The organism is Nonomuraea cypriaca, assembly GCF_015645445.1.
GTDB lineage: Bacteria > Actinomycetota > Actinomycetes > Streptosporangiales > Streptosporangiaceae > Nonomuraea > Nonomuraea cypriaca.
The window spans coordinates 1-19,871 of record NZ_JADOGI010000144.1 but is presented as its reverse complement, the minus strand read 5'-3'; the positions used below and the strand labels follow the sequence as shown (position 1 = coordinate 19,871).

Sequence of the window (19,871 nt, the reverse complement as noted above, 5' to 3'; positions counted from 1 at the left end):
CTGTCAGCGGGCGTGGAAGCGTGGTTCGCGTTTGGCGATGAAGGCGTCGATGCCTTCGGCGGCGTCCGCCGTGCCGAACAGCCGCGACAGGACGGATTGTTCGGTGGTGAGCGCGGCGCCGAGGGACTGCTGGATGCCGTCGTCGATCAGGCGCTTGGCCTCGCGGACGGCGAGGGGCGCCCGCGCGGCGAGCTCCTGGGCCAGCTCCAGGGCCGTCGGCAGGAGGTCGTCGGCAGGTACGACGCGACACAGGAGGCGAAGGCGGTCGGCCTCCTCCGCCTTCATGGTGCGGCCGGTCATCACCAGTTCCTTGGTCGCCCGCGTGCCGATCGCGCGGGAGAGACGCTGGGTGCCGCCGCCGCCGGGCAGCAGACCCAGCTTGACCTCCGGCAGGCCGAAGCGGGCGCGCTCGGAGGCGATGATGAGGTCGCAGCACAGGGCCACCTCGAAGCCGCCGCCGAGCGCGTAGCCGTTGACCGCGGCGATGACGGGCTGCGGGAGCTGCTCCAGCTCCTCGAACACCGAGCGGGACAGCCGCTGGTAGGCGTCGAAGGCGGCCAGGTCCACGTTGTGGTACTCGCCGATGTCGGCGCCGGCGATGAAGCCGCGGCCGGTGCCGGTGAGGACCAGCACCCGTACGTCGGTACGGCCGCGCAGCTCGCGGAGGTACTCACCGAGCGCGCCGACCATGCTCTTCGACAGCGCGCCCAGGGCTTCTTCGCGGTCGACGCGGAGCACCGCGACGGCGCCCTCACGCGTCTCGACGAGATGCCGGTGGACCCGCTGTGCCCCGCTCACTGGGCGACCTTCTCCCGTCGCAGGGCGGCGATCTCGCCCGCGGAGAGAACCTCGCCGAGCACCTCGTCGGTGTGCTCGCCGGCGACCGGCGGCGCGTGGCGCAGCCGCCACGGCGTCTCCGACAGCCGTACCGGGCAGCCGATGAGCTCAAGCCGGCCCGCGCGCGGATGCTCGACCTCGACGATCAGGTCATGGCCCTGCTCGCGCAGCTCGTCCACGGCCTCGCGGGTGCTCCGCACCGGCGCGCACCAGATGCCCTGCGGCAGGAGGAGATCGATCAGCTCGGCCACCGGCTTGGTGGCGGTGATCGGCTCCAGCCGCTCCTTGATCTCGTCGCGGTCGGCCCACGGATCGAGGGAGTCGAGGCCGTCGGCCCCGAGGAGCGCGGCGACCCTGTCGACCGGGGCCATGGCCAGCGCGAGCCAGCCGTCGGCGGCGCGGTAGACGCCGAAGGGGGCCGACAGCCACGCCTGCCCGATGCCGGCGCGCGAGCGTTCCCAGTCCTGGCCCTGGTTGACCATCGCGGAGATCTCCTGGCACTGCAGGGAGATCGCCGTGGAATACAGGTCGACCTCGACGCGCTGGCCCATGCCGTGCCTGGCGCGCGCGAGAAGGGCGGCGAGGATGCCGTTGGCCAGGCACAGCGCCGTGGACGCGTCGACGATGGACGTGCCCGCAGGGGTGGGCGGGTCACCGGCGCGGCCGCCCGCCGCGGCCAGGCCGGACATCGCCTGGATGAGCAGGTCCTGGCCGGGACGGTGCTGCTTGGCGAACACCGTGTCCTGACCCCAGCCGGAGCCTGAACAGTAGACGATGTCCGGTTTCACGGCCTTGAAATCCTCGTAGCCGAGCCCCAGCCGGTCCAGCACGCCGGGCCGGAAGTTCTCCACCACCACGTCGCAGGTCCCGGCCAGCTTGAGCAGGGCCTCACGTACGGCGGGAGCCTTCAGGTCCACCGCGATCGAGCGCTTGTTGCGGTTCATGGCGAGGAAGGCGGCCGAGTCGCCGGCCACCAGGTCTCCCATCATGGGCAGGCCGCGTTCCCATTCGCCGCCGATCCGTTCCACCTTGATGACGTCGGCGCCGAGATCGGCCAGGAGCTGCGTGCCGTACGGCCCGAGCATCATCTGGGTGAAGTCGAGGATGCGGATTCCTTCGAGTGCTTCAGGCATGGAGTCCTCCTAGTTTCTGGTCGCGCTGGGTGCCAGGCGCTCCGCACGGCCGAACAGCGCCAGCAGCACGGCGGGGACGCCGGCGATCAGCGCCGAGACCCCGAAGGCGAGCACCCAGGACTTGGTGTCCTCGACCAGGAAGCCCACGACGACCGGGGCGAAGATGCCGGACAGGTTGGCGATGAAGTGGACGAAGCCGGAGACCGACCCGAACCGTGCCTTGGGGATGGCCGGGCCGATGAGCGCGAAGAACTGGGCGCCGACGATGTAGAGCACGAACACCACGGCGCCCATCAGCGCGACCGCCGCGCCGGTGGAGTCGACCACTCCGACCGGGGTGAACGCGAGCGCCACCACGATCAGCCCGATCACGATGGTCCACTTGCGGGCGGCGAACAGGCCGAGCCGCCGCCCGAGGGTGTCGGTGAAGACACCCCCCAGCGCGAGGCCGAAGAAGCCGGCCACCCACGGCAGCGCGCCGGCGACCGCGAGCTCTTCCAGCTTGACGCCGTGCGCTTCGGTGAGGAACACAGGGAACCAGGTGAGGAAGGTGTAGAGGACCCAGGAGTAGCCGAGGTAGCTCAGTGCCGTGGTCAGCACCAGCGGCCGGCGCAGGTAGCTCAGCAGCGGCGCGTCGTCCTCGCCGGCACCGTTCCCGAGGCGGGTCGTGTCCTGCTCACGCTCGTCGGCGGCCATCTCCTCGGCCTCGGCCTGGCCGACCCGGGGGTGCGCCGACGGCTTGTCTCGTACGACGACCCACCAGCCGACGGCGAAGAACACGCCGACCCCGCCGAGAACGATGAACGGGGCCCGCCAGTTGCCGTCGAACGCGGCCATCAGCGCCACCACGATCGGCGTGCCCACCGCCCCGCCGAGCGGGGTGGACGCCTGCGACAGCCCCAGCGCCGTGCCGAGCTGTCGCTGCGGGAACCAGTTGGACATCGTCTTGGCCGTGACCGAGGCCTGCGGCCCTTCACCGAAGCCGAACAAGAACCGGATGATCATGAAGCTGACGGCGCTGAACCCCGCCGCCGTGAGGGCCGTGAACAGCGACCACCAGGCGATCGCCCACGCCATCACCTTGCGCGGCCCGAACCTGTCCGAGGTATAACCGCCCACGAAGCAGAACGGGGCATATCCCACGAAGAACACCGCCGAGATCCAGCCCCAGGTGGTCATGCTGAAGCCGTACTCGGCGATGATGACCGGCGCGGCCACCCCGATCGCCGCCCGGTCGGCGTAGTTGAGCCCCAGTACGAGGAAGTTCATGGACAGCACGCCCCAGCGGAAGCGGAATCCCCGCTCCCGCACGGACGCGACCGGACGGGCAGCACCTGTCTCAGTCATCTGATCCTCCGAATCATTCGCCGACATGCCTGCCTCCGGCCGACCAGTAGCGGTCGCGTACCTCGCGCCGGTTGATCTTGCCGGTGCTGGACAGCGGCAGCTCGTCGACGACGTCGACGAGCAGTGGTTTCTTGTAGCTCGCCAGCCTCGTACGGCAGGCGGTGACGACGTCCTCCGCCGTCAGGTGGCAGCCAGGGGCAGGCACCACGGCGGCGGCCACCGCCTCGCCCCAGCGCGCGTGCGGCACGCCGAACACCACGACCTCGTGCACACCGTGAAGTTCGGCGATGGCCCGCTCCACCTCGCCGGGATACACGTTGAAGCCGCCCGAGACGATCACGTCCCTGCGCCGGTCGACGAGGTACAGGTACCCCTCGCCGTCGAAGCGGCCGATGTCACCCGTGCGGAACCAGCCTCCGGCTCCGAGCACGTCGGCGGACTCCGCGGGCCGGTTCCAGTAGCCCGGCATCACGGCCTCGCCGCGCACCCGTACCTCGCCGGTGTCTCCAGCGGGCACCGCACGGCCCTCGGCGTCGACGACCTCGATCTCCACACCGCGCACCGGCCGGCCCGCGGACGCCAGCCGCTCGCCGCCGTGCCGGTGGTCGGCCGCGGAGAGCACGGTCAGCGGGGCGAGCGCCTCGCTCAGCCCGTAGCACTGGTACAGCACCTCGCCGAACACGCGGGAGGCGCGGGCCGCGGCGGGCACGGAGATCGCCGATCCGCCGTACGGCACGGCGGCGAGCCCGGCGAGCGAGCCCTGCCCGCCCCCGGTTGTCATGGCCTGAGCGGCCACGGTCAGCTCCTTGAGCATCGTGGGAACCAGCGGGAGCACGGTGACGCCGAACCGCTCGACCGCCGCGAGCGCCGCACCGGGCTCGAAACGCGGCAGCGGTACGGCCGCGGCTCCCGCGAAGGTGTACGCGGAACCGACCGACCCGCCGAAGTGGCTCATCGGCGCCACGTGCAGCACGACGTCGCCCGGCCCGCGGATCGGCAGGTTCTCGGAAAGCGCTCTGATCATGGCCAGCCACATGCGGTGTGTGACGATCGCGCCCTTGGGATCCCCGGTCGTGCCCGAGGTGTACATCAGCGCGGCCGGGGCGTCCGGATCATCGGGGACGGCGAAGTCGAGCCGCGCCGGGTCTTCGGGAGCGGCGACCAGGCCGGCGAGATCGACGGCACCGGCGGGCGGCTCGATCCGGCCCGCCGTGTCCACCACCAGCGCGCGCAACGGCGGCGCGGCGCTCACCAGCGCCTCGACGTGCTCCGGCTCGCAGACCACCACCGCGGCCGCGCAGTCGTGCGCGATCCCGGCGATCTCACGCCCGTGCAGCCGGCTGCTGACCGCCACCCGGACGAGGCCGGACAGGAACACCGCGTGCTCGATCTGCAGGATCGCGGCCTGGTTGCGCAGGGCGATCACCACCCGGTCGCCGGTCTCGACGCCGCGCTCGCGCAACCGTACGGCGACGGCGCGAGCCGTCGCGCCCAGCTCCCCGAACGTCAGCCAGCCGGTGCCGTCGTGGACAGCGGGGAGCGCCGCGTGCCGCTCGTGCGCCTGCCTGGCCAGCGCGGCGAGGGTGCTCACGGCTCGATCACTCCCTGCCACAGCTTCCCGAGCGCGGTGACGACGGCGTGGTCGGACTCGCCGCGGGTCACCATCCGGTGGAGCAGCTCGCCCGCCTGCTGCTGGAACCGCGGATAGCCAGGCGTGCGATCGCGCAGGAAGGCGCGGTCGAGCGTGCCGAGGGTGTCGGCGAAGAAGCCATGGGTCAGCCGGTTCAGCTCCGGGTCGGTCCAGGCGGCCCGATGTCCCGGCTGGCCGCCCGCGGTGGCGAAGATCCCGGTCTGGCACGGCCGGGACACCACCCATGTCGCCAGTTCCGCGGCCGCCGTCGCGGCGGGCGTGCCGGCGCACCTGGCCGAGATCGCCAGGCCGACACCGCCCAGCATGGTGCCGTTCCGTACCGGCGCGTCGGCGAATCTCACCAGGTGCCGCCCGAAGCCGCTGCGCGCGTAGTTGGAGTAGCCGAAGACCAGTGGCACGTAGCCGACCGGCTCGCCGGCGGCCATGCCGTCCAGCGTCTGGATCGGGTTGCGATCGAAGGAGACCGGATCGACCAGGCTCAGCAGCTCCCGCAACAGCGCCAGGCCGCCCGCGGCGACGTCCGGCTCGATCCCGCTCTCCGGCCACCACGCGGGACGCCCGCCGTTCCTGCCGTCCGCGCCCGACCCGTCGGTGGCCCGGTGCTGGCACAACGACAGGAACGAGGACCAGATGTGGGTGGGGTTGGCCGGGAGCTGCGCGGACACCCCGTCGGGAAGGTGACGCAGCAGGTCCAGCGCCTCCTCCAGAGTGCGAGGGGGCGCGCCGGGCAGCAGGTCCGGCCGGTACGCGCTCACCTGCGCGGCGGCGTCCATCGGCAACGCCCACTGAGCGCCGTCCATCGAATAGCTGCGAAAGCTGGGGCCGACGCTGTTGGCACGCTGCTCGGCCAGAACCTCGGACGGCAGGAGCTCCTCCAGCGGGAGCAGGGCACGGGTGGTGGCCGCCTGGCCGGTGAACGGGTGGTCGATCGCGAGCAGGTCGTAACGAGCCGCCAGCTCGGTGACGGGGGTGTCCTCGAACGCCTTCAGCGGCCTGGCGTGCCATTCCACCGTGATGCCCGAGCCCTCACGCCCGGCGAGGAACGCGGCCGTCGCGGCCTGCATCGAGGACAGGCCACGCGGGTGGTCCCACGTCATGCCACGCAGATGGGTCATCGAAGGTGTCCAATCGGAGAGGTCCTGGGAGGGGCCGTCGAATCGCGCACGACCAGTTGCGGGGGCGGGTCGGTGATGAGGTGACCGCCCTCGGGGCCGTCGAGGTCGTCGCCGAGAACCAGTTCCACCGCCCGCCGGCCGAGCTCGCGCAACGGCAGCAGGACCGTGGTCAGCGGCGGTGCGCCGTGCGCGACGAACCACACGTCGTGGATGGCGACCACCGACAGGTCGCCGGGCACGCTGATGCCGTGCTCCCGCGCCGCCGCCAGCGCGCCGACGGCCACCACCACGTTGGCCACGAAGACCGCGGTGGGGAGCCGCGGACGGGTCAGTAACGAGGTCATCGCGGCGTGGCCGGCGGCGGCGTCCCACTCCTCCGCGATGATCCACTCGGGCCGGATCGGCAGCCCGTGCCGGTTCATCGCCTCGCTGAAACCGGCCAGGCGGCGTACGGAGATGTCGGTGACCGCACGCCCGCCCACGAACCCGATGTCGCGGTGGCCGAGCTCGATGAGGTGCTCGACGGCGAGGGCCGCGGCCTCCTCGTCGGCGAGCCGGATCCCGGGCACGCCGGCACGGGGGCGGTTGTTGACCAGGATGGTCGGCAGATGTCCGGCGGCGCGCGAGGCCAGCTCGTCGTCGAAGCCGAAGCCGCTGCTCTGCCAGAGCAGGCCGTCGATGCGTCCTTCGCCGATCAGCCGGTCGAACGCCTGGGTGTTGGAGGCGAGTTCCGGCGAGTCGGCGAGCAGCAGCACCTGCCCGTGCGCGGCCGTGGCGAGCTGGGCACCGCGGATGATCTCGGCGTGGATCGGATTGCTCACATCCTGTACGACCAGCCCGATCGCCCCCGCCTTGGCCAGCCGCAGGGCGCGCCCCGAGACATGGGGAACGTACTTGAGCTCTTCGGCCGCCTGGAGCACCCGCTGCCGGGTGTCGTCTCGAACCCTGAGGGTGGCGTCACCGGTGAGGATCCTGGACACCAGCGAGACCGAGACCCCGGCACGCTCGGCGACCGCCGACAGCCCCGGCGCACGGCGGCCCTTCACCTCTGCTCCGAGGGACGGCGGTTCTGCTCCGAGGGACGGCGGTTCTGCTCCGAGGGACGGCGGTTCTCCTCTGAGGAGCGGCGGTTCTCCTCTGAGGGGCGGCGGTCGACAAGGTAGAGGTGGACCAGTGACAGGACCACCTCGCCACGCTGGTTGGCGGTCGTCACGGTCTCCTCGACGAAACCGGCGTCGGCACGCTTGTGATGGGGGCGCTTGGCGGTGATCTCCGCGGTCACCGTGATGGTGTCGCCGATGTGCACCGGCCGGATGAAGCGGATGCGGTCGTAGCCGTAGCTCATCGAGGCGGGATTGATGTCACCGGCGGTCATCCCCACCGCGACGGACACGATCAGCGTCCCGTGCGCGATCCGGGCGCCGAACGGCTGCGTGGCACACCATTCCGCGTCGACATGATGCGGGAACCAGTCACCGGTCTGACCGGCATGAAGCACGATGTCGGACTCCGTGATGGTGCGCCCGGTGGTCCGCCGGACCTCTCCGATCTCGAAGTCCTCGTAGTGTCGCTCGATCGTGCGCACCAGTGATCTCCTCGCTCCCCGCCATCCAAGGCTCCGCTTGGTATAACGTTTTCACGACCTGGTGAAACGTTATACCAGCCGATAGAACCGGACGCAAGAGGACGAACTCCCGTTAACGGCGAAGGCGTTCGGTCGCCTGGACCCACCGGCGTCTCGGCCCCGCCGCGCACGAGGAGCGCCACGAAAAGACCAACCGAACGCCAACAGCGGTGTGCATGGTGGTCGGACGTCGGCCACGGGGGTGAACATGAGCGAGTTCATGCGGGTGTTCCCGCCGGTGCTTCTCGTGGTCGTCTTCACGGCCTCGTCGCTCGCGAAGGTCTCCAGGGCGGAGGCGTTCCGGAGCTTCGCCGCCTCCATCCACGCGTTGCGGATCGTTCCCGCCCGCGGGGTCACCGCCACGGCCGGCGTCGTGGTCGCTGTGGAAATCGTCACCACTGGGCTGCTGCTCACGCCGTGGTCTCCGGCCGGACTCGTCCTCGCGGCGTCGGCGCTCGCCGTGTTCGCCGTGGTCGCCGTGGTGACGCGGCGGCGGGGGCTCGCGGTGCCCTGCAACTGTTTCGGCCCGGGGCCGCGCGGGAGACGCGGCGGCTCGTTCCGGGGTGCCGCCGTCGAGGGGCGAGGGCGGCCGCTCGGGATTCCGCACGCCGTCCGCAACACGATCCTGGCCGGGGTGGCCGTCGCCGGCCTTCCCGCCGGTCCGCTCGGGATTCCCGACTCGGAGGCCGGCTGGGTGGGCGCGGGGCTCGCCGGCGCGGCCGCCCTGGTCTGCGCCACGGTCGTGCTGCGGTTCGAGGACGTCGTCGCGCTGTTCGGCCAGGCGCCGGGCGCGTCCGGAGTCCGGGGACCACGTTCGGCGAGACGACCCGGATCGCTCAAGCGGCCGAGCCCGGAGACAGCGCCCTGAGCAGACTTACATTTCGGCCGAATCTCGACGACAAGGGGCTCGACAGGGAGCCGCGGTAGGAGATCCATGCAACTGGTCGTGGTGGCCTTGGTTCTGGTGGCGGGCCTGTCGGTGCTCAACCTGGTGCTCACCCTCGCCGTGATCCGACGGCTCCGTGTGCACGAAGAGCTGATCGGCGGCGAACGCCCGGCCCTCGAACCGGTCATGCTGCCGGTGGGGGAGACGCCGGGGGAATTCGTGGCGGAAGATGTCGACGGAGAGAAACTGTCGCGCTCCGACCTCGCCGCGGGCCTGGTGGGGTTCTTCTCCACGACCTGTCCCGCCTGCGTCCAGCGGCTGCCGAAATTCACGGACCTGGCCGCGGAACACACCGACGTGATCGCCGTCGTGGTCGGAGAGCCCGGCGAGACCACAGAGATGATCAACACGCTGCGGCCCGTCGCCAGGGTCTTCACCGAGCGCCACGGGGAGAGTCTGACCACGGCGTTCGCCGTGCACGGCTACCCGGCCACCTGCCGGATCGACGACGCGGGCACGGTGCTGGCGCACAGCGTGGAGCTCGGGTGAGCGAGGGCGAGGAACTGCCGCCCCGCATCCTGGCGGCCCACGCGGGGCGGGCCGCCGTACTGGCGTGGCGGGTGGCCCCGGGGATGGTCGCCCTCCAGGCCGCCGGGGCGGTGGTGGCGGGGATCGCCCCGGTGGCCACCGCCTGGCTGACCAAGCTGGCCTTCGACCGGCTGGCCGGTGCGGCACCCGGCGGCGGTCCGGTCGCCGGGCTGTTCGCCATCGCACTGGGGCTGGCGGTGGCGACCCTCGTCACCGCCGTGCTGCCGCAGGTCGTGCAGTACGCCCAGGGGGAGCTGCTGCGCGCGATCACCCTGCGTTCGCAGGCCACCCTGTACGACGCGCTCAACCGTCTCCCCGGACTGGCCAGGTTCGAGGACCCGGATTTCCGGGACCGGCTGCAACTGGCCGAGCAGTCAGGACGGCAGGCGCCTGCGCAGATGGTCACCTCCGCCCTCGGCTCCGCGCGTGCGCTGCTGACCATGGTGGGCTTCGTGGGCTCGCTGATCGCCATCGCGCCGTGGATGGCCGGGATCCTGGGGCTCGCGGCCGTTCCCGTCGTCTGGGCGGAGCTGACGATCAGCAGGACCCGCGCCCGGCTCGCCCGCAGCACGGTTCAGGCGGTCCGCAGGGAGTCGTTCTACGCCGAGCTGCTGAGCGGGCTGCGGGCCGCCCAGGAAGTGCGGCTGTTCGGCCTCGGCCGGTTCCTGCGCGGGCGGATGCTCGGCGAGCTGACCGCGGTGCACGACGCGACCCGACGGCTGGACCGGCGGGAGTTGCGGGTGCAGGGTGTGCCGGCCCTGCTCGGCGCGGTCGTGGTGGCGGCCGGGCTGGTCTGGGCGATTCACGCGGCCGGCCAGGGGAGGCTGGGCATCGGGGACATCGCGGTGTTCGTCGCGGCCGTCGCCGGCTGCCAGTCGGCGCTGACGGAGCTCGTACGCACCATGGCGATCGCGCACCAGTCGCTGCTGCTCTACGACCACTACCGCGCGGTCATCACCAGCCCGCCCGACCTCGTCGTGCCCGAGCGTGTCCAGGCCGTGCCGGCGCTACGGACCGGGATCGAGTTGCGGGACGTCTGGTTCAGGTACGGGCCGGACAAGCCCTGGGTCCTGTGCGGTGTCGACCTCACCATCCCGGCAGGGCGTACCGTGGCGCTCGTCGGTCTCAACGGCGCGGGCAAGAGCACCCTGGTCAAGCTGTTGTGCCGGTTCTACGATCCGTCCTTCGGGTCATTGTCCTGGGACGGCGTGGACTATCGCGGCCTGCGGATCGACGGGCTGCGCGGTCGCATCGCCACGGTTTTCCAGGATTTCATGCACTACGAGCTCACCGCGCGGGAGAACATCGCACTCGGCGACCTGCCGGCCATGCAGGACCCGGCACGGCTGACCGCGGCGGCTCGTGCCGTCCGGCTGCACGACGTGATCACCCGCCTGCCCAGGGGGTACGACACCCTGCTCACCAGGACGTTCCTCGATCAGCGTGACGGTGGCGACCCGGAGACCGGGGTCCTGCTCTCCGGCGGGCAATGGCAACGGATCGCCCTCGCCCGGGCACTGTTGCGGGACCAGAGTGACCTCCTGATCCTCGACGAGCCCAGCTCCGGGCTGGACGCGGAGGCCGAGCACGAGATCCACCAGCGCCTGCGCGAGCTGCGCGACGGCCGTACGTCGGTGCTGATCTCCCACCGGCTCTCCGCCGTGCGCACGGCCGACGTCATCGTGGTCCTGTCGCAGGGCCGCGTCGTGGAACAGGGCTCCCACGACACCCTGATGGCCGCCGGCGGCCACTACGCCAGGCTCTTCCGGATCCAGGCGGGCGGTTACCGCACCGGTTCCCCCGCCGACGCACCGCCCGACGCCCGCACCGGTTCCCCCACCGGCACTCCCACTGGCACTCCCACTGGCACTCACGTCGGCGCTCACGTCGGCGCTCGCTTCGGCACTACGGAGGCGCCGAGGTGAGAAGGCCGTCTCTCGGGCCGCTCGGCGCGCTCGCCGGAACCGTCGCGTGCGTCGCGATCGCCGCCTGGCAGGCCCGGCGCCACCTCCTGATCGTCACCGTCAGCGGCGACAGCATGCGCCCCGCCTACCGTGACGGCGAGAGGCTGCTCGCGGTGCGCAGCCCCGCCGCCGCGCGCGTGGGCAGCGTCGTGGTGGCCGAGAGCCCGGACCGGGAGACGCTCACCTGGCCCGAACGTGCGCCGGCCACGGCCGAGCCGGTCCTGCTGATCAAGCGGGTCGCCGCCACGGCGGGTGATCCGGTGCCGCACGGGGCGGTGACCGGGCTCGCCGCGGATCGGCGCGGGCGGGTGCCCGCCGGGCGAGTTGTGCTGCTCGGCGACAACGCGGCCGCGAGCTTCGACTCCCGGCAGGTCGGCTACTTTCCTGCGGATCGTGTCGTCGCCGTCGTGGTCAGGCGGCTGTGCGGCGGGGGCGCTCGTGCCCACCGAACTCCCGGAGACAGGCCCGGGACACCGAAGAAGGAAGGAGACCGATGATGGTCAAGTTGATGGAGTCGCTGGGCGATCGCCTGCTGGCGAGGCTGGTGCCCAGGGTGACCGCCCAGGCGGGCCCGTACTGTCCTCCCGTGTCGGAGTGCCGTCAGTGCGGGTACGAGGGGTCGTTCGTCAAGTTCCGCTGGTACCAGCTGTACTCGAACTGCCACGAGTACTTCGGGCAATGCATCGTCCAGGGGCCGAACTGCCCCGTGAGGTAGACCTGGGAGAGTCCCTCACCGGCCCGGTGAGGGACTCCGCGGGTGTCGCGGAGGAAGCCGATCCAACCGGCTGCGCTGATCGCCGCGGCGCGCCGGCCTCGCAGCGCGAACCGGGTCGTGGTTCAGTCCGTGCCGGAGACGAGTCCCACCCGGTAGGCGAGGACGACCGCCTGCACGCGGTCGCGCAACTGGAGCTTCGCCAGGATCCGTGACACGTAGGTTTTCACGGTCTCCGCGGTGATGAACAGCTTCGCGGCGATCTCCGCGTTCGACAGGCCGGCGGCGATCTGTTCGAGCACTTCGAGCTCGCGGGGGGTCAGCGCCCGTACGACCTCCTCCCTGGCCGGCCTGGAGGGGTCGGCGGGGCGGAGGCGGTCGGCGAAGGTGCCGATGAGGGTGCGGGTGACGGCGGGGGCCAGCAGGGACTCGCCGCGGGCGATGGTACGCACACCGTTGACCAGCTCCGCCGGTGGCGCGTCTTTGAGCAGGAAGCCGCTGGCTCCGGCCTTGAGCGCTTCGTAGACGTACTCGTCGACGTTGAAGGTGGTGACGACCAGCACCTTCGCCGGAGCCTCGGTGCCGGGACCGGCCAGTTGCCTGGTGGCCTCGATGCCGTCCAGGATGGGCATCCGGATGTCCATCACGATGACGTCCGGGCGAAGCCGCCGCGCCGCCTCGACCGCCGCGCGGCCGTTCGCGGCCTCCCCGACCACCTCCATGTCGGGCTGGACGGAGAAGATGGTGATGTAGCCGGCCCGCACCAGTTCCTGGTCCTCGCAGATGAGCACCTTGATCGGGGTGTCGGTCATGCCTCGCTCCTTGAGGGGATGAGGGCGCGGACGCTGAACCCGCCGTCGGCCCGGCCCGCGGCGATCAGTTCGCCGTCGAGCATACGCAGCCGCTGGCGCAGCCCTTCCAGCCCGCGCCCGCCCGACGGCACGACGGGTGCGGTCTCGGCAGGCCCGGTCTCGGGGGGCCCGTCGTTGCTCACCTCGAGGGCGATGCGATCGGGGTGGTGGTGCACCGTGACCGTGGTGCGCCGCCCTGTCGCGTATTTCATCGCGTTGGTGAGCGCCTCCTGAACCACCCGGTAGGCGGCCAGCTCCACGTCCACGTCCTGTGGCCGCTGCTCGCCGTGCTCGGCGAACTCGACGGGCTGGCCGGACATGCGGGCCTGTTCGACGAGGTCGCCGATCCTGCCCAGCGTCGGCGTGCGGTCCGCGGGGCTCGACTCGCCGGTCGCCTCCAGTACGCCGAGCAGGTGCCGCAGCTCAGTGAGCGCCCGCCGTCCGGTGTCGCTGATGGCGGCGAGCCCGACCCCGGCGCGATCCGGCGCCGTGCCGACGACGAACTGTGCCGCATCGGCCTGGACCACCATGGCGGTCACATGATGCGTGACCACGTCGTGTAACTCGCGGGCGATACGTGCCCGCTCCGCGGCCCTGGCCACGTCCGCGCTGAGCCGCCTGCGCTCGGCCTCCTCCGCCCGCCACCGGCGCATCCCCACGCCAGCCATCCAGATCACCGCCAATGCCAGGTAGAACGCGAGGAAGTCGGGGACTTGGTTGGGCGATCCGAGGTTGTGCAGCACGACCACCAGAACGACATAGCCGGCGGTCGACACCGCGGCGAGGCCGCGACGGAACCGGACCTGATGGGCTCCGGACGCGTACACCGCCAGATAGAGCCCGATGCTGCCGAACGTCGACGTGTAGCCCAGCGCCTGATGAAGCGCGAAGGCGGTGCCGATGACCGCCAGGCAGGCTGCGGGCCATCGGCTGCGGATGACCAGCGGTGCGGACTGAGCCAGGGCCAGCACCACGGCCAGTGCGTCGGACGGGCGCCGGGGCAGGTCGCCGAGCTCCGCTGAGATGGCGGACAGTGTCGGTACGAACGCCAGCACCGTGAGCACTCCCGCGAGCGCTCCGTCCTTGACGAGCATGGGGCGAGCGCGCCACAAGCCCGCCCAGGAACGGACAGAACGGGTGACGTTCGCGAACATCGGGCAAGCCTAACGGCGGCCACGGCGACCCCGCACGAGATTGCCGCCACGGCGGGCGAGAACGAGCATCGGCACGGCGATAGCTCTCACGGGGGATGGCGATCCGGCCCGGCTCCCATCCCCCGTGAGAGCTACCGGGGATGTCCGTTCCAGTGGGATGGCACGGCCCGCTCCGCTCCGTAATGTCCCTGGCGTCGCAGGAAATCACCACGGAAGCTCAGTCGAAAGGACCGCGATCATGGCGCCCACGGACCACCCGGACAGTACCCTCCCGCAGGCCGACCCCTCCACGAGCCGGCTCCGCAGGTTCCGGTTCCCCGTCCTGCTGGTCGCGTTGTTCGGTGTCATGACGGTGTTCGCCGGGATCAACCGTCTCGTCTCGCCCGTCTGGATCCTCGCCCTGCCGGTGGGCGCCGGCCTGGCCGTCGCCGCTGTGGTCATCTACCGCTGGCTCTGCCGAACCGTCGAACTCCGCCCGAGCGTCCCCGAACTCGAGAAGACGAACAGGTGGTCCCAGTTGCGGCGCGGGACGCTGCTCGGGGGTGGCCTGTTCACCGTGTTGATGCTGCTGATCGCGATGTTCGGTGGCTGGCAGGACGTGTCCTGGGGTTCCTTCGGCGGGTTGCTCGGCACCGCCGGCATGATGGCGAGCGTCGCGGTCATCGAAGAGCTCCTGTTCCGCGGGGTTCTGTTCCGCATCATGGAGGAACGTACCGGCACCGTGATCGCCCTGGTCGTATCCACGGCGCTGTTCGGCGCGACGCACCTGGTCAACGTCAACGCCACGCTGTGGGGCACGCTCTCGATCGCCTTGACGGGCGGAGCCATGACGACCGCCGCCTACATCGCCACCCGCTCGCTGTGGCTGCCGATCGGCCTGCACTTCGCCTGGAACTTCACCCACACCGGGATCTTCGGCGTCATACTCTCCGGGTCGGACGTCGCGCCCAACGGCCTGCTGAACGTCACGCTGTCCGGCCCGTCCGCGCTGACCGGCGGCACGTTCGGACCCGAGGCCAGCCTGCTCGCACTGCTGGTCTGCGTGGTCCCCACGATCCTCCTGCTGCGCCGGGCCGCCCGCACCGGCCAGATCCGCCCCCGCCCGCGCCGCACCAAGCCCTCCGCCTGACCGCATGGAATCCGGCTACCGCTGTCCAGGTCCGATCAGCAGATCGGGCCTGGACAGCGTTTTTTGAGGTGGCCGCGTCCTCGCGGACGGACTGGGGGCAGCGCGCGTACCCGATCACCGGGGTAGAGTCCAGGAGGGTGCGCAGGCGATTCGGTGAGTTACGCGCGGCGGATGTCCTGGTCGTCCTGTCAGCGTGGTTGCTCGCCGCGCCCGGCGCGGGCGGGACGGCACTCGCCGTCCAGCTGATCATCGGCGGGCCGGCCTCGGTGGCGCTGCTCTGGCGCCGCGAGCGGCCGGTCCTCGTCGTCTGCATCACCCTCGCAGGCACGCTGGCGGCGCTGCTCCTCGTGCCCCGTCCGGTCCTCCCCGGGGCACTGGCGTGGGCACTGTACGCCGTGGGCAGGCACAGCCCGCCCCGCGTCTCCTGGTCGACCGCGGGGATCGTGGGCCTGTGCTACGGCGGCACCCTCGTGGGCCTGCACGCCGCCGGCGCGCCGGTGCTCGCCCAGGACGGGAGCGGGCCGCTGACCACCGCGTCGCTCATCGCCGCCCTCCTGCTGATCCCGATCTTCCTGCTGGTCGCTCTCGGAAACCTGGTACGGCTGCGCCACGAGCTGAAGGAACGCGACCGGGCCGAGTCGGCGGAGGCGGCCGTACGGACGGAGCGGGCGCGGATCGCACGGGAACTGCACGACGTGGTGGCCCACCACATCACCTCCATGAACGTCATGCTCGGCGCGGCACGTACGATCCTCCGCCAGGATCCGGGCCAGGCCGAGGAGACGATCGCCACGGCCGAGCGGAACGGCCGCGAGGCCATAGCGGAGCTGCGGCAACTGCTGCACGTGCTGAGGGCCGAGCAGACGGGCGGATCCGGGTCCGAGGACAGGACCACCGGGGTCGCCCTCCTGCCCGCCCTGGTGGACGGGGCACGGGAGGCCGGGCAGCGCGTCACCCTGGAGGTGACCGGAGAGCCCTTCCCCTTGCCGACGACCGCGGACCACGCGGTCTACCGGATCGTCCAGGAAGCGCTGACCAACGCCCGCAAGCACGCCGCGGGCGCCACGACCACCGTCACGCTGGGATACCTTCCCGGGGTGGTCGACGTACAGGTCCGCGACGACGGTCCGGCTGTGCGGCGCGCGACGAGAACAGAGGGCTTCGGCCTGCGGGGGGATAGCCGAGCGAGTCGCACTGTGCGGCGGGGAGCTCCAGTTCGGGGCCGTTCCTCAGGGAGGTTTCCGTGTCCACGCGAAGATCCCCGATCAAGGTTCTGATCGTCGATGACCACGCCCTGATCCGCGCGGGCTCAGCGCTTGAGAACCACGTGACCAGCCTCTTCGCCGATATCGGAGCTCGTGACCGGGCTCAGGCGGTGATCCTGGCCTACGAGACGGGGCTCGTCCGGCCGGGGGAGTAGCGTCCCAGACGCCCTCGCTCCTGGGACCCTGCTCCCAGGTCGAGGCTCGTCCGGGTGAGGGAGGAAACGCCGCCCGGCGGGCGCGATCCTGAAGACGTTCCTGAAACACGGCGGCGCCGCGGCAGATCAGCGCGATGGTCGTCTGGGAGATGGTCCTGACGGTCGTCCCCGCCTGGGTGCTCGGTGTGGCGGCGACGGTGTGGATGGCGTTCCTGATGGCCGGAGGGGACGTCGAGGCGACGGTGGCGGCGCTGCCCATGGGCACCCTCGCCGCTTTCGGACTGACCGGGCTGCTCACCGCCGTGGCCGGATGCCTGATGGCATCGCGTACGGCGATGAGCGGCACGAACCGCTTCGAGGTGAGCGCGCTCTAGAGGCGTCGCGGGTGAGAGATTCCTTGTCCGGCTTGCTGTCACACATGGCCGGGCTACCCGGTCAACCGTGTGTATCCGCAACACGGCAAGGAGATCACCGTGGAATCGCGTCTCACGTATCTCGGCAACCCCTCGCGGGAAAGGTGAAGGAGGAGACACATGTCCCAGCCCCTCCCGTTCGTCATCGATCCCACTGGTGCCGACCGGCACACTGAATACCAGGCACTGCGGGCTCGTGGACCGGCCACCCCCGTGGACGTCCTCGGCCTGCGCGCATGGGCGGTCACCGACCCCGCCCTCCTGAAGACCATGCTCACCAGTCCCGACGTCTCCAAGGACGGCCGCGCTCACTACCCGGACTTTCAGCAGACGATCCGCACGTGGCCGCTCGGCCTGTGGATCGAGGTGCAGAGCATGCTCACCGCATACGGCGCCGACCACCGCAGGTTACGGCGGATGGTCGCCCCCATCCTCAGCGCACGCCGCATCGCCGAGATGAGGCCGACCGTCCAAGCCGTGGTCACCGAGTTGATCGACGGTCTCGCCGCGGTGCCCGCCGGCCAGGTGGTGGACCTGCGCGAGCGACTGGCGTACCCGCTGCCCATCGCCGTGATAGGAGACCTGCTGGGCGTGCCGGAAGACCAGCGGGACGATTTCCGGCAGATCGTCGACGGCGTCTTCGACAGTACGCTCACGCCTGAGCAGGCCCAGGCTAACGCCGCACGTCTCTTCAAGAGCACCGACCAGTTGATCGCCACCAAGCGCGGCGACCCCGGCGACGACATGACCTCCCTGCTCATCGCGGCACGCGACGAGGAATCGGACGGCAGCGGCTTCACCGATGACGAACTGCGCGACACGCTGATTCTGATGATCAACGCCGGGTACGAAACGACCGTCAACGTCATCGACCAGGCCGTCTTCGCGATGCTGACGTCCCCCGACCAGCTTGACCTCGTCCGCACAGGCCAGGCCGCCTGGGAGGACGTGGTGGAGGAAACCCTTCGCCACGAGCCCGCCATCAAGTACTTGCCGCTGCGCTTCGCCGTCACCGACATCCACCTGCCCGACGGACAGATCATCGCCGCGGGAGACGCCATCCTCGCCGCGTACGGGGCCGCCAACCGCCACCCGGAATGGCACGGGACGGACGCCGACACCTTCGACGTCATGCGCGGGGTCAAGGACCACCTGGCGTTCGGCTACGGCGTGCACTTCTGCCTCGGCGCTCCCCTGGCCCGTCTCGAAGTCGCGGAGGCCCTGCGTCAGCTCTTCGAGCGTTTCCCCACCATGTCACTCGCGGCGCCGCCCGACGCGCTGCGGCCGGTACCCACCCTTATCAGCAACGGTCACCAGGAACTCCCCGTGCACCTGCGCTCCGGGGGACGAAGTTGATGTATCAACTCATGGGTAAGATGGCCTCATGGAGCAGCAGGGACTGACCGAACGCGAACTCCGCGCATGGCGGACGTCTTTCCGGATGTTGGAGCTGCTGCGGACACGCATCGAGCAGCAGCTCCAGGCCAGCAGTGGCCTGTCCAACGCCGACTACACCGTGCTCGCGCTGCTGTCCGAGGCGCCCGACGGGCGGATGCGCGCCTTCGAGCTCGGCCGGGTGGCCGACTGGGAGAAGAGCCGCCTGCACCACCAGCTCACTCGGATGTCCGAGCGAGGCCTGGTCAACCGGGAACGGTGCGGCTCCCGCGGCATGTACGCGGTGATCACGGCGAACGGTCTCGCCGCACTCAAGGAAGCCGTGCCCAGCCACGCCCAGGAGGTCCGGCGCCTGTTCGTCGACCACCTCACGCCCGAACAGCTCGACCAGTTCGCCGACATCGCCGCCACGATCCTCGACCGCCTGCAAGCAGACCAGCCGACCACCTAGCCTCGGGCTCTCGTGCGCCCCAGCGGGCTTCGGCGGCCCGCCAGGTCCACGCCGTCGGCGCCGGAGGATTCGCGGGCCGGTACTGCCAGGGCGATGATGGATTCATGACCGCCTCGCACTCCGGTTTCTGTGCCCTCCTGCGCGCCTGGCGCGACCGCCTGTCCCCGGCCGACGCCGGCTTGCCCGCGATGCCCGGCCGTCGCGCCCCGGGACTGCGCCGCGAGGAGCTCGCCCAGCTGGCCGGGCTCTCGGTCGACTACGTACTGCGCCTGGAGCAGTCACGCGCGAAGAACCCGTCGCCTCAGGTCGTCGGCGCGCTCGCCCGGGCCCTTCAGCTCTCCAGGGCCGAACGCGACCAGCTGTACCGAAGCGCCGGGCTCCTGCCGCCGCAGGACGGGACGGTCAGCACCCATGTGCCCCCGGGGATCCAGCGGCTCGCCGCGCGCCTGGGCGACGTCCCGATCGGGGTGTTCACCGCCGGCTGGACCCTGGTGTGGTGGAACGCCATGTGGAGCGCCCTGCACAGCGATCCCTCCGTGCTCCCGACCGCCGAGCGCAACCTCGCCCGCGCCCTGTTCGGCAGCGGTGCTGTTCATGGCTCGATGTTCGCGGTCCAGGCCGAGCGCGGACAGGACGCCTTCGCGGCGTCGATCGTGGCCGATCTCAAGGACGCCGTGTCCCGCTATCCCGCGGACGCCGAGCTCGATCGCCTCGTACGGGAACTGCGAGCGATGTCCGACGACTTCGCTCACCACTGGGCCACGCAGACGGCCGCCGCCCAGCACACCACCGACCGCAAGACGATCCACCATCCGGAGGTCGGCGACATCCTGCTCGACTGCGACATCCTCCTCGTCCCGGGCGCGGACCTGCGCATGGTCACCTATACGGCCGCCGCCGGCACCAGCGACGCCGGCAAGCTCGACCTGCTGCGCGTCACAGCCGACCGCACCGCCGACGCACTCCCGTGACACCGGGCCCGGCTCCCGTGGGCGGAACTTCGTACGTCAACAGGTCGCGGCGATCGTAGATCTAGGGCGCGGACCCCTGGCTTCAGCCATGGGGGTAAGCCCGTCTGTCGAATCTTTGAGCGGTAGATAGATCAACGCTGTATATTGATCTGTGTGGCCGTGACCTTGCGCACGAACAGCAACATCGCCTTCCAGTGCGCCTTTCACGTGGTGTGGTGCCCCAAATACCG

Annotated in this window: 21 protein-coding genes and 1 pseudogene; 13 read left to right on the top strand and 9 right to left on the bottom strand. The window is 70.9% G+C overall.

Annotated elements, in window-relative coordinates; translation table 11 throughout:
* Positions 1-3: 3 nt before the first annotated feature.
* Genes ITP53_RS36155 through ITP53_RS36125 form a run of 7 tightly spaced genes read right to left on the bottom strand, consistent with a single transcriptional unit; the run spans position 4 to position 7,668 of the window.
* On the bottom strand, positions 4-798 hold the full coding sequence (locus tag ITP53_RS36155) for an enoyl-CoA hydratase/isomerase family protein (protein ID WP_195899961.1): 795 nt from the start codon (positions 796-798) through the stop codon (positions 4-6).
* A complete protein-coding gene (locus ITP53_RS36150) occupies positions 795-1,970 on the bottom strand; it encodes a CaiB/BaiF CoA transferase family protein (RefSeq protein ID WP_195899960.1) in 1,176 nt (391 codons plus the stop codon). The genes ITP53_RS36155 and ITP53_RS36150 overlap by 4 nt, the downstream gene beginning before the upstream one ends.
* A gap of 9 nt (positions 1,971-1,979) precedes the next feature.
* Positions 1,980-3,317 carry an MFS transporter gene (locus tag ITP53_RS36145; protein ID WP_207756905.1) on the bottom strand — a complete coding sequence of 446 codons (1,338 nt, stop codon included), beginning with the start codon at positions 3,315-3,317 and terminating at the stop codon, positions 1,980-1,982.
* Between the two features lie 13 nt (positions 3,318-3,330).
* Positions 3,331-4,908, bottom strand: coding sequence for a class I adenylate-forming enzyme family protein (locus ITP53_RS36140; protein WP_195899959.1), 1,578 nt, complete (start codon positions 4,906-4,908; stop codon positions 3,331-3,333).
* The gene (locus ITP53_RS36135; protein ID WP_195899958.1) at positions 4,905-6,083 is read right to left on the bottom strand and encodes an extracellular solute-binding protein; all 1,179 of its coding nucleotides are present in this window, start codon (positions 6,081-6,083) and stop codon (positions 4,905-4,907) included. Before ITP53_RS36135 ends, ITP53_RS36140 begins: the two co-directional genes overlap by 4 nt.
* Positions 6,080-7,129 carry a LacI family DNA-binding transcriptional regulator gene (locus ITP53_RS36130; protein ID WP_195899957.1) on the bottom strand — a complete coding sequence of 350 codons (1,050 nt, stop codon included), beginning with the start codon at positions 7,127-7,129 and terminating at the stop codon, positions 6,080-6,082. The genes ITP53_RS36135 and ITP53_RS36130 overlap by 4 nt, the downstream gene beginning before the upstream one ends.
* Positions 7,126-7,668: a MaoC family dehydratase gene (locus tag ITP53_RS36125; protein WP_195899956.1), complete on the bottom strand. Its 543-nt coding sequence runs from the start codon at positions 7,666-7,668 to the stop codon at positions 7,126-7,128. Before ITP53_RS36125 ends, ITP53_RS36130 begins: the two co-directional genes overlap by 4 nt.
* 247 nt (positions 7,669-7,915) lie before the next feature.
* On the opposite strand from ITP53_RS36125, the gene ITP53_RS36120 reads away from it, so the two are divergent.
* From ITP53_RS36120 to ITP53_RS36100, 5 genes are all read left to right on the top strand, one after another.
* Positions 7,916-8,575, top strand: coding sequence for a MauE/DoxX family redox-associated membrane protein (locus ITP53_RS36120; protein ID WP_195899955.1), 660 nt, complete (start codon positions 7,916-7,918; stop codon positions 8,573-8,575).
* A gap of 66 nt (positions 8,576-8,641) precedes the next feature.
* Entirely contained in the window at positions 8,642-9,142 is a 501-nt protein-coding gene (locus tag ITP53_RS36115; protein ID WP_195899954.1) for a TlpA family protein disulfide reductase, read from the top strand.
* Positions 9,139-11,106 carry an ABC transporter ATP-binding protein gene (locus tag ITP53_RS36110; protein ID WP_328816879.1) on the top strand — a complete coding sequence of 656 codons (1,968 nt, stop codon included), beginning with the start codon at positions 9,139-9,141 and terminating at the stop codon, positions 11,104-11,106. Before ITP53_RS36115 ends, ITP53_RS36110 begins: the two co-directional genes overlap by 4 nt.
* On the top strand, positions 11,103-11,642 hold the full coding sequence (locus tag ITP53_RS36105; RefSeq protein ID WP_195899953.1) for a S26 family signal peptidase: 540 nt from the start codon (positions 11,103-11,105) through the stop codon (positions 11,640-11,642). Before ITP53_RS36110 ends, ITP53_RS36105 begins: the two co-directional genes overlap by 4 nt.
* Positions 11,639-11,860, top strand: coding sequence for a hypothetical protein (locus ITP53_RS36100; RefSeq protein WP_195899952.1), 222 nt, complete (start codon positions 11,639-11,641; stop codon positions 11,858-11,860). The genes ITP53_RS36105 and ITP53_RS36100 overlap by 4 nt, the downstream gene beginning before the upstream one ends.
* 122 nt (positions 11,861-11,982) lie before the next feature.
* Here ITP53_RS36100 and ITP53_RS36095 read toward each other — a convergent pair whose 3' ends face one another.
* Both ITP53_RS36095 and ITP53_RS36090 read right to left on the bottom strand, forming a co-directional pair.
* The gene (locus ITP53_RS36095; protein WP_195899951.1) at positions 11,983-12,669 is read right to left on the bottom strand and encodes a response regulator; all 687 of its coding nucleotides are present in this window, start codon (positions 12,667-12,669) and stop codon (positions 11,983-11,985) included.
* On the bottom strand, positions 12,666-13,862 hold the full coding sequence (locus ITP53_RS36090; RefSeq protein ID WP_195899950.1) for a sensor histidine kinase: 1,197 nt from the start codon (positions 13,860-13,862) through the stop codon (positions 12,666-12,668). The genes ITP53_RS36095 and ITP53_RS36090 overlap by 4 nt, the downstream gene beginning before the upstream one ends.
* A 238-nt stretch (positions 13,863-14,100) precedes the next feature.
* Here ITP53_RS36090 and ITP53_RS36085 point away from each other — a divergent pair, with 238 nt between their 5' ends.
* From ITP53_RS36085 to ITP53_RS60595, 8 genes and pseudogenes are all read left to right on the top strand, one after another.
* A complete protein-coding gene (locus ITP53_RS36085; RefSeq protein WP_195899949.1) occupies positions 14,101-14,991 on the top strand; it encodes a CPBP family intramembrane glutamic endopeptidase in 891 nt (296 codons plus the stop codon).
* Between the two features lie 137 nt (positions 14,992-15,128).
* The gene (locus tag ITP53_RS59640) at positions 15,129-16,268 is read left to right on the top strand and encodes a sensor histidine kinase (protein ID WP_195899948.1); all 1,140 of its coding nucleotides are present in this window, start codon (positions 15,129-15,131) and stop codon (positions 16,266-16,268) included.
* Positions 16,235-16,411: a helix-turn-helix domain-containing protein gene (locus ITP53_RS36075; protein WP_195899947.1), complete on the top strand. Its 177-nt coding sequence runs from the start codon at positions 16,235-16,237 to the stop codon at positions 16,409-16,411. Before ITP53_RS59640 ends, ITP53_RS36075 begins: the two co-directional genes overlap by 34 nt.
* A gap of 134 nt (positions 16,412-16,545) precedes the next feature.
* Entirely contained in the window at positions 16,546-16,785 is a 240-nt protein-coding gene (locus tag ITP53_RS36070; RefSeq protein WP_195899946.1) for a hypothetical protein, read from the top strand.
* Between the two features lie 159 nt (positions 16,786-16,944).
* Positions 16,945-18,180, top strand: coding sequence for a cytochrome P450 family protein (locus tag ITP53_RS36065; RefSeq protein ID WP_195899945.1), 1,236 nt, complete (start codon positions 16,945-16,947; stop codon positions 18,178-18,180).
* Positions 18,181-18,208: 28 nt separating this feature from the next.
* A complete protein-coding gene (locus ITP53_RS36060) occupies positions 18,209-18,670 on the top strand; it encodes a MarR family winged helix-turn-helix transcriptional regulator (RefSeq protein WP_207756904.1) in 462 nt (153 codons plus the stop codon).
* 104 nt (positions 18,671-18,774) lie between these two features.
* Positions 18,775-19,641, top strand: a complete 867-nt coding sequence (locus ITP53_RS36055; RefSeq protein WP_195899944.1) for a helix-turn-helix transcriptional regulator — start codon at positions 18,775-18,777, stop codon at positions 19,639-19,641.
* 153 nt (positions 19,642-19,794) lie between these two features.
* Positions 19,795-19,871: pseudogene (locus ITP53_RS60595) on the top strand (IS200/IS605 family transposase); the annotation flags it as partial.